This window comes from Mycobacterium arosiense ATCC BAA-1401 = DSM 45069, from assembly GCF_002086125.1.
Lineage (GTDB): Bacteria > Actinomycetota > Actinomycetes > Mycobacteriales > Mycobacteriaceae > Mycobacterium > Mycobacterium arosiense.
Window position 1 is genome coordinate 13,523 of record NZ_MVHG01000017.1, and the last position, 13,023, is coordinate 26,545.

General features: G+C 65.4%; 14 protein-coding genes. 5 read left to right on the forward strand and 9 right to left on the reverse strand.

The features are described from left to right. Positions 1–33: 33 nt before the first annotated feature. Positions 34–1,113, forward strand: a complete 1,080-nt coding sequence (locus BST14_RS09970) for an iron-siderophore ABC transporter substrate-binding protein (RefSeq protein WP_245845361.1) — start codon at positions 34–36, stop codon at positions 1,111–1,113. 118 nt (positions 1,114–1,231) lie between these two features. Then, entirely contained in the window at positions 1,232–2,272 is a 1,041-nt protein-coding gene (locus BST14_RS09975) for an NAD(P)-dependent alcohol dehydrogenase (protein WP_083064348.1), read from the forward strand. A 20-nt stretch (positions 2,273–2,292) separates the two neighbouring features. Here the strand turns inward: BST14_RS09975 and BST14_RS09980 are convergent, their stop codons facing one another. Both BST14_RS09980 and nrdF read right to left on the reverse strand, forming a co-directional pair. Then, positions 2,293–2,718, reverse strand: a complete 426-nt coding sequence (locus tag BST14_RS09980) for a DUF3349 domain-containing protein (protein WP_083064349.1) — start codon at positions 2,716–2,718, stop codon at positions 2,293–2,295. A gap of 85 nt (positions 2,719–2,803) precedes the next feature. Further along, positions 2,804–3,778, reverse strand: coding sequence for a class 1b ribonucleoside-diphosphate reductase subunit beta (gene nrdF / locus BST14_RS09985; protein WP_205869319.1), 975 nt, complete (start codon positions 3,776–3,778; stop codon positions 2,804–2,806). Positions 3,779–3,959: 181 nt separating this feature from the next. Between nrdF and BST14_RS09990 the strand changes: the two genes are divergently transcribed. Beyond that, on the forward strand, positions 3,960–4,406 hold the full coding sequence (locus BST14_RS09990) for an SRPBCC family protein (RefSeq protein WP_083064350.1): 447 nt from the start codon (positions 3,960–3,962) through the stop codon (positions 4,404–4,406). Then, complete coding sequence (locus tag BST14_RS09995) at positions 4,390–4,944, forward strand: TetR/AcrR family transcriptional regulator (RefSeq protein ID WP_083064351.1); 555 nt, start codon at positions 4,390–4,392, stop codon at positions 4,942–4,944. The genes BST14_RS09990 and BST14_RS09995 overlap by 17 nt, the downstream gene beginning before the upstream one ends. Here BST14_RS09995 and BST14_RS10000 read toward each other — a convergent pair. Then, a complete protein-coding gene (locus BST14_RS10000) occupies positions 4,916–5,488 on the reverse strand; it encodes a TetR/AcrR family transcriptional regulator (protein ID WP_083064352.1) in 573 nt (190 codons plus the stop codon). The genes BST14_RS09995 and BST14_RS10000 overlap by 29 nt on opposite strands. Before the next feature lie 101 nt (positions 5,489–5,589). Between BST14_RS10000 and BST14_RS10005 the strand changes: the two genes are divergently transcribed. Next, the gene (locus BST14_RS10005) at positions 5,590–6,510 is read left to right on the forward strand and encodes an SDR family NAD(P)-dependent oxidoreductase (protein WP_083064353.1); all 921 of its coding nucleotides are present in this window, start codon (positions 5,590–5,592) and stop codon (positions 6,508–6,510) included. On the opposite strand, the gene BST14_RS10010 is transcribed toward BST14_RS10005, so the two are convergent. The 6 genes from BST14_RS10010 to BST14_RS10040 form a co-directional block, all read right to left on the reverse strand. After that, on the reverse strand, positions 6,507–8,045 hold the full coding sequence (locus BST14_RS10010; protein WP_083064354.1) for a flavin-containing monooxygenase: 1,539 nt from the start codon (positions 8,043–8,045) through the stop codon (positions 6,507–6,509). The two genes, BST14_RS10005 and BST14_RS10010, sit on opposite strands and share 4 nt — an antisense overlap. Positions 8,046–8,198: 153 nt before the next feature. Continuing rightward, positions 8,199–8,927, reverse strand: coding sequence for a TetR/AcrR family transcriptional regulator (locus tag BST14_RS10015; RefSeq protein ID WP_083064355.1), 729 nt, complete (start codon positions 8,925–8,927; stop codon positions 8,199–8,201). Positions 8,928–8,988: 61 nt separating this feature from the next. After that, complete coding sequence (nrdE, locus tag BST14_RS10020; protein ID WP_083064356.1) at positions 8,989–11,154, reverse strand: class 1b ribonucleoside-diphosphate reductase subunit alpha; 2,166 nt, start codon at positions 11,152–11,154, stop codon at positions 8,989–8,991. Then, positions 11,124–11,567, reverse strand: coding sequence for a class Ib ribonucleoside-diphosphate reductase assembly flavoprotein NrdI (gene nrdI, locus BST14_RS10025; RefSeq protein ID WP_083064416.1), 444 nt, complete (start codon positions 11,565–11,567; stop codon positions 11,124–11,126). The genes nrdE and nrdI overlap by 31 nt, the downstream gene beginning before the upstream one ends. Positions 11,568–11,654: 87 nt before the next feature. Beyond that, positions 11,655–11,894 carry a redoxin NrdH gene (locus tag BST14_RS10030; protein WP_083064357.1) on the reverse strand — a complete coding sequence of 80 codons (240 nt, stop codon included), beginning with the start codon at positions 11,892–11,894 and terminating at the stop codon, positions 11,655–11,657. Positions 11,895–12,400: 506 nt separating this feature from the next. Then, positions 12,401–12,988, reverse strand: a complete 588-nt coding sequence (locus tag BST14_RS10040; protein ID WP_083064358.1) for an NAD(P)H-dependent oxidoreductase — start codon at positions 12,986–12,988, stop codon at positions 12,401–12,403. Between the last annotated feature and the right edge of the window lie 35 nt (positions 12,989–13,023).

A 13,023-nucleotide genomic window follows, 5' to 3' on the forward strand; every position in this document is an offset into this window, starting at 1 on the left:
AATGTTAGCGTCTGACGGGTGTTGTTCGGCGTGATCAGACCGGCCCGGCTGACCGCGGCGACGGCGGCGCTCGTCCTGGCCTGCAGCGCCTGCGGATCCGAGCGGCCCGCCGGCCAGACAACCCGTTCGCTCGTGACCCCCACCACCCAGATCGCCGGCGCCGGCGTGCTCGGAAACGACCGTCGGCCCGACGAATCCTGCGCGCGTGACGCCGCCGCGGCCGATCCCGGCCCGGCCAAGCGTCAGGTCCACAACGTGGCGGGCGTCGCCCCGGACGTTGTGCGGGTGCCCGCCGATCCGCAGCGCATCGTGGTGCTCTCCGGCGACCAGCTGGACACGCTGTGCGCGCTGGGCCTGCAATCGCGGGTGGTCGGCGCCGCGGTGCCGGACGGTTCCTCGGGTCAGCCCGCCTATCTGGGCGGCGCGGTGCACGGCGTGCCCGGTGTCGGCACCCGCTCCCACCCGGACGTGAAGGCGATCGCGGCCGCTCACCCCGATCTGATCCTGGGATCGCAAGGGCTGACACCGACGCTGTATCCGCAGCTGACCCCGATCGCCCCGACCGTGTTCACCGCCGCACCCGGCGCGGCCTGGCAGGACAACCTGCGAACGGTCGGCGCCGCCACCGGCCGCGGCGCCGCGGCGGACGCGCTGATCAGCGGCTTCTCGCAGCGGGCGAGCGATGTCGGCGCGCGGCACGACGCCTCCCACTACCAGGCGTCGATCGTGCAGCTGACGGCCGGCGCCATCCGGGTGTACGGCGCCAACAACTTCCCGGCCAGCGTTCTCGGCGCGGTCGGCGTCGACCGGCCGGCCGCGCAACGGTTCACCGACAAGCCCTACATCGAGATCGGCGCCTCCGACGCGGACCTGGCGAAGAATCCGGACCTCTCGATCGCCGACGCCGACGTGGTGTACCTGTCCTGCGCCACCCCGGCCGCCGCCGACCGGGCCGCGACGATCCTGGACAGCGACCCGTGGCGCAAGCTGTCGGCCAATCGCGACAACCGGGTCTACGTCGTCAACGACGAGATCTGGCAAACCGGCGAGGGCCTGATCGCGGCCCGCGGCATCGTCGACGACCTGCGCCTGGTGAACGCCCCGATCAACTGACGCCCGCCGCCCGGAACGCACTGTCCGCCATAAGGTGATATTCGCCGCCTTGGATGGCGGACGAACTTTTACTCTAGCTAAACTTCTTGAAGACGTATCAAATGGAAAAGGGACTCTCATGAGCACAGTTTCGGCGTATGCGGCCACCTCACCGACGGCACCGCTGACCAAGACCACCATCGAGCGGCGTGACCCCGGTCCGCACGACGTGGCGATCGACATCAAGTTCGCCGGAATCTGCCACTCCGACATCCACACGGCCAAGGGCGAATGGGGAATACCGAATTACCCGTTGGTCGTCGGCCACGAGATCGCCGGTGTGGTGACCGCGGTGGGCTCCGCGGTCACCAAGCACAAGGTGGGTGACCACGTCGGGGTGGGCTGCATGGTGAACTCCTGCGGTCAGTGCAGCAGCTGTAAGGCCGGCCTCGAGAACTACTGCAAAAACGGTGCCACCTTCACCTACAACGCCACCGACAAGGACGGCACGATCACGCAGGGCGGTTACAGCCAGGCGGTCGTCGTCGACGAGAACTTCGTGTTGCGCATCCCCGACTCGCTGCCGCTGGACAAGGCGGCGCCGCTGTTGTGCGCGGGCATCACGCTGTTCTCGCCGCTGCGGCACTGGAAGGCGGGCAAGGACACCCGCCTGGCGATCATCGGCCTGGGCGGGCTGGGCCACATGGGCGTCAAGCTGGGCGCGGCGATGGGTGCCGATGTGACGGTGCTGTCGCAGTCGCTGAAGAAGATGGAAGACGGGCTGCGGCTGGGCGCCAAGCACTACTACGCCACCGCCGAGCGCGAGACCTTCACGAAGCTGCGCAACAGCTTCGACCTGATCCTGAACACGGTCTCGGCGAACCTGAACCTCAACGACTATCTTGGCCTGCTCGACGTCGACGGCACGCTCGTCGAACTGGGCATTCCCGAGCATCCCATGGAAGTGGGCGCTTTCCCGCTGGCGCTGGCGCGCCGCAGCCTGTCCGGGTCGAACATCGGCGGCATCGCCGAAACCCAGGAGATGCTGGACTTCTGCGCCGAGCACAACGTGACCCCGGAAATCGAGCTGATCGAGCCCGACTACATCAACGAGGCCTACGAGCGCGTCCTGGCCAGCGACGTGCGCTACCGCTTCGTCATCGACATCTCGAAGCTGTAGGGCGCCGGGCGCTGATGCGCCTAACGGGAACGGCCCGGCGCCTTCTCGGAAGCGCCACTGCGGGCGGCGATTTCGGCGGCCTCTCCCCACTCGTCACCGGGGATGACCTCGCTGACGTCGATGCCGGCCAGCGGCCACCCGACGGCGGCCAGCGTGGCCGCCACCCGGACGATGTTCTCCGGCCCGGCGTCGTAGTGGGTCATGTCGGAGATGAAGTGGGCGATCTCGTCGCGGTCGATCACACCATCGGCGATCGCCGGGGAGCCGTCCGCCGTGATGTTGTGCACCACCTCGGCGATCTGCTCTTCGGTCAGCGGCGTGCTGCGCAGCAGCGCCAGCAGCGGCACCCGGTCGGGCCCCGGAACGCCCTCGGGGTAGCCGGCGCGCAGCCAGCGCAGCACAGAACGGCAGAAATTGGTGGTGGCGGAGGCGGCGGTATTCGTCACCTCAACAGTGTCAGGGCAGCCGCATCACCCGCGCCAGCGGGTGAAAAGCGCCCTACCGATAATTCATGCGTCGTTCACGAACCGCTCAGAAGTCCCAGTCCTCGTCCTCGGTGACGACGGCCTTGCCGATCACGTACGACGAGCCCGAGCCGGAGAAGAAGTCGTGGTTCTCGTCGGCGTTGGGTGACAGCGCCGACAGGATGGCCGGGTTGACGTCGGTCTCGTCGCGCGGGAACAGCGCCTCGTAACCGAGGTTCATCAGCGCCTTATTCGCGTTGTAACGCAGGAACTTCTTGACGTCCTCGGTCAGCCCGACCTCGTCGTAGAGATCCTGGGTGTATTCGACCTCGTTGTCGTAGAGCTCGAAGAGCAGCTCATAGGTGTAGTCCTTGAGCTCCTGCTTGCGCGCGTCGTCCACCAGGGCCAGGCCGCGCTGGAACTTGTAGCCGATGTAGTAACCGTGCACGGCCTCGTCGCGGATGATCAGCCGGATCATGTCGGCGGTGTTGGTCAGCTTGGCCCGGCTCGACCAGTACATCGGCAGATAGAAGCCGGAGTAGAACAGGAAGCTCTCCAGCAGCGTCGAGGCGACCTTGCGTTTGAGCGGCTCGTCGCCCTTGTAGTACTGCATGACGATCTCGGCCTTGCGCTGCAGGTTGGGGTTCTCCTCCGACCAGCGGAAGGCGTCGTCGATCTCGGCGGTCGAGCACAGCGTGGAGAAGATGTTGCTGTAGCTGCGGGCATGCACCGACTCCATGAAGGCGATGTTGGTGTACACCGCTTCCTCGTGCGGGGTCAGCGCGTCGGGAATGAGGCTGACCGCCCCGACCGTGCCCTGGATGGTGTCCAGCAGCGTCAGGCCGGTGAACACCCGCATGGTCATCTGCTTTTCGTGAGCGGTCAGGGTGCCCCACGACGGCAGGTCGTTGGACACCGGCACCTTTTCCGGCAGCCAGAAGTTGCCGGTCAGCCGGTCCCACACCTCGGCGTCCTTTTCGTCTTGCAGCCGGTTCCAGTTGATCGCCGAAACGCGGTCGATCAGCTTCATGTTTTCGGACACCAGAACCCCACTTCACGCGCCGTTTTTCCGGATGAATCTCAGGCCCCAGACACTACCCCTGGGGTACGACAAGCGACCGCAACACAACAACTTGTGTTTGCGTGTCGCAGGCGTGCCCCGCGCGCCGTCGGAGTCCATTCCGTTCTCCAGTATCCCGCGCCGACGATGTACCATTTGGTACATGATTACCGAAGACAGTGTGGAGATCGACGCACCCCCGCAACTCGTCTGGGACGTCTTCACCGACGTCGAGCACTGGCCGGACTGGACCGCCTCGGTGACCTCCCTGATCGGGCTGGACGCCGCGGCCCTCGCCGTGGGCAGACGCTTCGCGATCAAGCAGCCCGGGATGCCGAAGCTGGTGTGGCGGGTCACCGAGCTCGATCCCGGTAGGTCCTGGACCTGGGTGCAGCGCTCTCCCGGGGGGCGGGTGAGCGCCCGCCACGACGTCATCGCCCGGCCCGGCGGCCCCACGCTGGTGCGCCAGCAACTCGACCAGGGGGGTGCGCTCGGCGCCCTCGTCGGGTGGCTGATGGCCAAAAAGACCAAGCGCTTCCTCGACCTGGAAGCCCAAGGCCTCAAGGCCCACGCCGAGCGACTCAGCCGTGCGGATGGCGCGCACCCCTGACACCGAGCGGCGCCAACAGCTCCTCGATGCACTCGTCGCCGAGTTCGCCACCGGCGGCATCGGCGACCGATCGCTGCGCGAGGTGGCCACTGCGGTCGGTACCAGCCACCGAATGCTGTTGCACCACTTCGGCTCTCGCGAAGACCTGCTTCTGGCGATCGTCGAGGCGGTCGAGCGCCGTCAGATGGGCTTGCTGGCCGAACTGCCGACCGACCCGGCGGAAAGTTTCGCGGCGTTGTGGGCCGACCTCCGTCGATCCGAACTGCGTGAAGCCGAGCGTCTCTTCTTCGAGTGCTACGCCCGCGCTGCCCAGGGCGAAAAGCCTTTTGCCCGAATGGTTCCCGGGGCAGTCGAGGGCTGGCTGGCCGAAGTCGACGCCCTGAAAACCGCAGCCGGCGTTCGGGTCGACCCCGCTATGGCGCGGCTCGGGCTGGCCGTCGCGCGTGGACTGCTGCTCGATCTCGTCGCGACCGACGACGATGCCGGCGTGGACGCGGCCGCGCAGGCCTTCATCCGGCTTTTGGCAGCACCGAAATGAGTGTGTCGACGAGTTCCTCGGCGCTGGTGTGCCATTTGTCCAGATCCATGTGGCCGCTCAAGTCCAAGCCCGTGATGCCGTGCGCGCTCGTCAAAATGAGCGCCCCATAGCGTGGCGCCTGCTGCGGACCGGTGATGCGGCCCACCATCTGCAGGAACAGCCCCTGCGTGCGTTGGGCCGCCCGCATCGCCGCGGTCGGGTCGCCCGCCGGCGGGGTGAACATCAGGCGATACAGATGCGGGCGGGTGCGGCCGATGGCAATCAGCGACAGCAGGGCCGAGCGCAAGCATTCCTCCGGCGAATCGTCGCTGTTCACCAACACCTCGAGTGCGTCACCCAATTCGCGCAATGCGTTGGTGGCCAGCTCGGCGAGCAAAGACTCCTTGTCGGCGAAGTGGCGATACGCGGCCGTGCGCGACACACCGCTGCGGGCACCCACCTCACGCAGCGTTACCGCGTCGACGCCGCCGAGGTCGAGCAGCACGCCCGCCGCCTCGACCAACGAACGACGCGTGGCCGCCGCGCTCTCGGCTCTTGTCGTCACCCGCAGAGCATAAGCCGATCGTTGGGTTGACAATGTCAACTCAACTGCTAGCTTGAGATGACAGCGTCAACTCAAACTCGCTCCCCTCGATTGGAGAACCCATGATGTCGTCGACTCGCGCCGCCCGCAATGAGCTGATCGTCGTAACCGGTGCTTCGACGGGCATCGGCGCGGCCATCGCTCGAGAACTGGCCCGCAAGGGTTTTCACGTGTTGGCGGGTGTGCGCCGCGAGGCGGACGCGGACGCGCTGCGCGCAGAGAACATCGAGCCGCAGATCCTGGACATCACGATGGGAACGGACGTGGCCGCCATCGCCGACCGCGTCGCGCGCGATCCGCTGCGCCGTCGGTTGCGAGCCCTGGTCAACAACGCCGGGATCGCGGTCAATTCTCCGGTCGAAACGCTGCCGGTAGACCAGTGGCGCCGGCAGTTCGAGGTAAATCTGTTCGGCCACATCGCGATGACCCAGGCCCTGTTGCCGGCCCTGCTGCTCAGCTCGGGCACCGTGGTCAACATCAGCTCCGTCGGCGGCAAGGTGGTGTTGCCGACGTATGGCGCGTACGCCGGTTCGAAGTTCGCCCTCGAAGCCGCCAGTGACGCATTGCGGCGTGAGGTCGCCGAGTTCGGCATCAAGGTGGTCGTCATCGAACCCGGCGCGGTCAAAACCGAGATGGCCGAGCGCGGAATCGCCACCGCCAAGGGACTGATGGCCAACCTGACCGATGCCCAACTCGCCCGCTACGGCGATCTCATCGCGGCCGTCACGGCGCAGGCCCGGTCGTTCGGCGAGGAGGGCGTGTCGGCCGAACACGCCGCGAAGGTGGTCGCCAAGGCCGCGACCGCATCGCGTCCCCGCACGCGCTACACCATCGGACGCGACGCGGCGCTCCTGCTGCGGATCAACCGCGTGGTGTCCGACCGGATGCTGGACCGCATCATGCGTCAGAACCTGCGATCCTTCGCCAGGAGGTCGCCATCGCGGCAACAACTCAGCGCCGCAACGACTTCGATCGGGTCTTAGACCGCCGCCCGCGTGCCCATGTTCACGCCGTAGAACTGGTATTCGTCCGGCTTGACCGAACGGGTCGCCCGCCAGTATTCCCAGGTGTAACCGCCCCAGAGCACGGTGTTCTTGCCGTGCTCGTCCAGATACCAGCTGCTGCAGCCACCGCTGTTCCACACCGAGGGGCGCAGTCTGCGCTGCAGCTCGTCGTTGAATTTGTCCTGGGCGGCGCGGGTGGGGGCCAGCGCCTGTGCGCCCAGCTTGTCGCAGGTCGCGATCGCGTCTGCGACGTAACGAATTTGAGATTCGATCATGAACACCACCGAGTTGTGTCCCAGCCCGGTGTTGGGTCCCAGCAGGAAGAACAGGTTGGGCACGTCGGCGACGGTGATGCCGCGGTGCGCGCCGATGCCCTCACGGTTCCACCGGTCCACCAGGTCCTCGCCGTGCAGGCCCTTGACCTGAACGTAGGTGTAGGAGTCGGTGACGTGGAAGCCGGTGGCGTAGACGATGACGTCGGCGGGCCGGTGGATGCCGTCGGCGGTCACGATGCCGTCGGCGGTAATCCGTGCGATGTGGTCGGTGACAAGTTCGGTCTTCGGATCGGCGACCGCGCCGTAATAGGTGGAGGAATTCAGGATTCGCTTGCAGCCGATGCGGTAATTCGGGATCAACTTGCGCCGCAACTCCTTGTCCTTGACCGCCCGGCGAATGTTGTATTTGCAGTAGGACTCGATGAACCTGAGCAGGTTCGGCCGCTTGGTCATGCCGAAGGCCAGCGCCTCCTGCCCCCAGTAGATCGCGAGGCGGACCAGCGCGCGCAGCCCGGGCACGTTTTCCATGGCCCGGCGCACCGCCGGCGGAATCTCGGGGTTCGAACGCGGCACCACCCACGGCGGAGTGCGTTGGTAGAGCGCAAGTTTGGCGACCTGCCCGACGATCTCCGGCACGATCTGGATCGCGCTCGCGCCGGTCCCGATGACGGCCACTCGCTTGCCGGTGAGGTCGACGGTGTGGTCCCACTCGGCGGAATGGAAAGCGGCGCCACGGAATTCGTCGCGGCCCTCGATGTCGGGGAAGGACGGGACGTGCAGCGCGCCCGCACCCGAGATCAGGAACTGGGCGACGTATTCGCGCCCGTCGGCGGTGAACACGTGCCAGCGGTTCTCGTCATCGTCCCAGTGGGCTCGATCCACCAGCGAGTCGAACTCGATGTAGCGGCGCAGCCCATACTTCTCGGTGACGCCCTTGAGGTAGTCCCAGATCTCGGGCTGGAACGAGAACGGGTTCTTCCAGTCGGGCTTGGGCTCGAACGAGAACGAGTACAGGTGCGACGGGATGTCGCAGGCGCACCCGGGGTAGCTGTTGTCCCGCCAGGTGCCCCCGATGTCGCCGGCCTTTTCCAGGATGACGAAGCCGACGCCCTGCTTCTGCAGCGCGATCGCCATCCCCAGACCGGAGAATCCGGTCCCGATGATCACGGCGCGCGTGTGCACGGGCTTCGAGGCGGTGGCCGCCGCAATGGTCTCGGTTTGTGTCACGACGTCGGTCACGGTCGATCGGTCCTTCTGTTCAGGCGTGGCGCGGGTCGGCGTTAGCCGGCGTCTTCGGCTGCGCTCCTCGCCGACGCAGATACCCAGTACCCAGGGTATCGGTTCGGACGAGTGTTATCGATGGCCACGGCGGTTGTCAACGCGGGAGCGCGCTCAGCCCGCGGCCGGCTTAACGGTGACCATGTCGTGAATCGGCAGGTCTGGATTCATCGTGATGCCCAGCGCCTCGGCGGTTCCGACGATGACCCCCATCATGATGGTGGTCAGGTGCGCGACGAACTGCTCGCGCGACATCAGCCGCGGGCTGTCCGGCTCGGGACCCAGCCACCACTCCGTGGCCGAGGCGGCGCAGCCGAACGCCGCGTTGCCGGCCAGTTCGACCGCCGCGTGGTCGAGTTCCATCTCGCGCAGCTCGTTGTCGAACATGTCGGCCACGGCCAGGGTGATGCCGCGCCCCTCGTCGAGAATCTGGGGGCTGGCCGCCGAGCGGCCCTGGATGAACACGCGCAGCACGTTGGGGTGCTTGTCGATCAGGATCACGTACTCTTCGACGCTGCGCCGGATCACCTCGCGGGCCGAGTCGGTTTTCAGGTCGATGGACGCGAAGATCGCCGCCCACAGCATGTCGCGCAGCCGCTCCCCGATCGCCTGGAACAGATCGGACTTGTCGTGGAAGTGTCGGTAGATCTTCGGCTTGGCGGTGCCGGCCTCCTCGGCGATTTCTCGCACGGACAGTTCGGGGCCGAGCCGGTCGATCGCGCGGAAGGCCGCGTCGACGATTTCGTTGCGCACTTTCTTGCGGTGCTCGCGCCAGCGCTCGCTGCGCGCGTCGACCTTGGACCCGGGCTTGACGCTGGGGTGCGGTCGGGGAATTCTCACCACCTAAAGCACCTTACCCCGTCGCGCCTTCTGACCTGGGCAGACTGCCCGATCGGCGCGAGGTTTAGAGCATGCAGGACACGCAGCCCTCGACTTCTGTTCCCTCCAAAGCCAGCTGACGAAGGCGGATGTAGTACAGCGTCTTGATGCCCTTGCGCCAGGCGTAGATCTGCGCCTTGTTCACGTCGCGGGTGGTGGCGGTGTCCTTGAAGAACAGCGTCAGGCTCAGCCCCTGGTCCACGTGCTGGGTGGCCGCGGCGTAGGTGTCGATGATCTTCTCGTAACCGATCTCGTAGGCGTCCTGGTAGTACTCCAGGTTGTCGTTGGTCAGGTACGGCGCCGGGTAGTAGACGCGGCCGATCTTGCCTTCCTTACGGATCTCGATCTTGCTGGCCACCGGGTGGATCGAGCTGGTCGAGTGGTTGATGTAGCTGATCGATCCGGTCGGCGGGACGGCCTGCAGGTTCTGGTTATAGATGCCGTGCTGTTGCACCGACTTCTTCAGCCGCTGCCAATCCTCCTGCGTCGGAATGCGAATGCCCGCCTCGGCGAAGATCTCTCGCACCCGCGGGGTGGCCGGCTCCCACACCCGCTCGGTGTACTTGTCGAAGAACTCACCCGAGGCGTACTTCGACTTCTCGAAGCCGCCGAACTTGATTCCCCGCTCGATCGCAATGCGGTTCGACGCGCGCAGCGCGTGGTAGAGCACGGTGTAGAAGTAGATGTTGGTGAAGTCGACACCTTCTTCTGAGCCATAGTGGATGCGTTCGCGGGCCAGATAGCCGTGCAGGTTCATCTGGCCGAGCCCGATGGCATGAGACTCGTTGTTGCCCTGTTCGATTGAGGGCACCGAGGTGATATGCGTCTGATCGCTCACCGCCGTCAGCGCGCGGATCGCGACCTCGATGGTCTGCGCGAAGTCGGGCGAGTCCATCGTCTTGGCGATGTTCAGCGACCCGAGGTTGCACGAAATGTCCTTGCCCACTTTGGCATACGACAAGTCATCGTTGAACACCGACGGCGTGGAGACCTGCAGGATCTCCGAGCACAAATTGGAGTGGGTGATCTTGCCGTCGATCGGGTTGGCCCGGTTCACCGTGTCCTCGAACATGATGTAGGGGTAGCCGGATTCGAACTGCAGCTCGGCCAGCGTCTGGAAGAACTCGCGGGCCTTGATCTTGGTCTTGCGGATGCGGGCGTCGTCGACCATCTCGTAGTACTTCTCGGTGACCGAGATGTCGGCGAACGGCAGACCGTAGACCCGCTCGACGTCGTACGGCGAGAACAGATACATGTCCTCGTTCTTCTTGGCCAGCTCGAAGGTGATGTCGGGAATCACCACGCCCAAACTCAGCGTCTTGATGCGGATCTTCTCGTCGGCGTTCTCGCGCTTGGTGTCCAGGAACCGGTAGATGTCCGGGTGATGCGCGTGCAGGTACACCGCGCCGGCGCCCTGCCGCGCGCCGAGCTGGTTGGCGTAGGAGAAGGAGTCCTCGAGCAGCTTCATGATCGGGATGACGCCCGAGGACTGGTTCTCGATGTTTTTGATCGGGGCGCCGTGCTCGCGAATGTTGCTCAGCAGCAACGCAACTCCCCCGCCCCGCTTGGACAGCTGCAGCGCGGAGTTGATCGATCGCCCGATCGACTCCATGTTGTCCTCGATGCGCAGCAAAAAGCAGCTCACCGGTTCGCCGCGCTGTTTCTTGCCCGAGTTCAAAAACGTCGGGGTGGCCGGCTGGAATCGCCCGTCGATGATCTCGTCGACGAGCTTTTCGGCCAGGACGGTGTCGCCGGCGGCCAGCGTCAGCGCCACCATGACCACGCGGTCCTCGAAGCGCTCCAGGTAACGCTTGCCGTCGAACGTCTTCAGCGTGTAGGAGGTGTAGTACTTGAAGGCGCCCAAAAACGTCGGGAACCGAAACTTCTTGGCGTAGGCGCGGTCCAGGAGCGTCTTGACGAAGTTGCGGCTGTACTGGTCGAGAACCTCACGCTCGTAATAGTTCTCCTTGATCAGGTAGTCGAGCTTCTCGTCCTGATTGTGGAAGAACACCGTGTTCTGGTTGACGTGCTGCAGGAAGTACTGATGCGCGGCCTCGCGGTCCTTGTCGAACTGAATCTTGCCGTCCGCGTCGTACAGATTCAGCATCGCGTTGAGCGCGTGATAATCCGTCTCCCCCGGCAACGCGTGGGCTCCGGTGGTTACAGGCTCTGCAGCGACGGTTGGTGACACGTCTGTTCCTTCCAGAAATCGGCTAAGCCCGCGCGGACGGCTTCCACGTCGTCTTGGGTTCCCATGAGTTCGAAGCGGTAGAGGTACGGAACGCCGCACTTGCGCGAGATCACGTTGCCCGCGTAGGCGAATTCGGCGCCGAAGTTGTTGTTGCCCGCGGCGATGACGCCGCGGATCAACGACCGGTTGTGCTCGTTGTTCAAAAAGGCGATGACCTGCTTGGGGACGTACCCGCCGGCGTTGAGGTCGGGGGTGGCCCGGCCTCCGCCGTAAGTGGGCAGGACGAGGACGTAGGGCTGGTCCACCTCGATGCGGCCATGCAGGGGAATCCGCGTGGCGGGGATCCCCAGCTTCTCCACGAAGCGGTGGGTGTTCTCCGACACCGAAGAGAAATAGACCACTGGCGATCGCAGGCGCGGCGCAACCGGGCGAAGCGGGTCGCCATTCGTCCAACCTGGGTTGCGCGACTGCACCGCAACCTCCTTACCCGACGTCTTGCCTTACGCGCTCAGTTCCGCCGCGGAGAGCGCCTTGATGCGGTCCGGCCGGAAACCCGACCAATGCTCGTTACCGGCCACCACGACGGGGGCCTGCAGGTATCCCAGGGCCATCACGTAGTCACGCGCCTCGGCGTCCAGCGAGATGTCGACCTTTTCGTAGGCGATGCCCTGCTTGTCCAGCGCCTTGTAGGTGGCGCTGCACTGCACACATGCCGGCTTGGTGTACACGGTGATGCTCATAGAACGCCGCTCCTTTGTGGAAGAGGGGACCCGATGGACTGGCAACTACTTTTGGACTGCGTCATTGCTAGGTTCAGCGATCCGTCAGGCCCCGTGATTCCCGTCGTGCGGCGGTCGAGGTCGAACGACCCGTGGGCGCCGATGTCGGGTGGGTCGCCGAGCCTGGCTGGCTTGGCGGTCCCGGGATCTGCCGGTGCTCGAAACACTACACCTAGTGGGTGACAAGTTGTCGAGATACAAGATGTTCTGAATAACAATTTTGAAATTCCCTGGTCGTGAGCCCTGTCGGCGGATGGATCTGGACGCCCGCTCGGCGTGTCGCAGATCACACGCCGCAGCGGAGGCACCGCTACGGATTGGTATAGCAGCGACCACCGACAACACCGCCGACGGCGACGGGCCCACCCCTGAGCTAGCAAAGCCGCCAGGCGGAGCTGGCGGCTTCTGCTATTCGGTTATGGCAACCGCGCTGGTCGCCCGGCGAGCGGCTTGTTGGCTTCCGTCAATCAGCCGACCTCGGCGGCCAGCTTGCCGACCGCGTCGCGCACGTTCGCCGACAGCTCGGCGTGCTCGGCGGGGGCCTTGCCCGCCAAAGTCTTGAACGGCACCGACAGCTTGATCGCCTCGACCACTCGCGCGCCGGCGATGCCGAAGGACTTGCGGGTGTCGTCGTGCGCCCACACCCCGCCGTACTGGCCGAAAGATCCCCCGATGACCGCCAGGGGCTTGCCTTTCAGAGCGCCGTCGCCGAACGGGCGCGACAGCCAGTCGATCGCGTTCTTGACGACGGCCGGGTAGCTGCCGTTGTACTCCGGAGTGACCACCAGGGCGGCGTCGGTGTCGGCAGCCGCGGCGCGCAGCGCGGCCACCGGGGCCAGCGGCGGCGCGTCGGCGGTCATCGCGTCATCGATCTCCTCGTTGTAGAACGGCAGTTCACCGAGGCCTTCGAAGATCGTGACGGTTACGTCGTCGGCGGCGACCGCTGCCGCCAATTCGGCGATCTGGCGGTTGATCGACGCGGCCCGCAGGCTTCCCACCAACGCCAAGACTTTGATAGCCACTGTTTTCCAGTTCCCTTCGATCGTTGTGTACATCGTCGCACGGCCAAACCGGACTATAGTCCGATTTA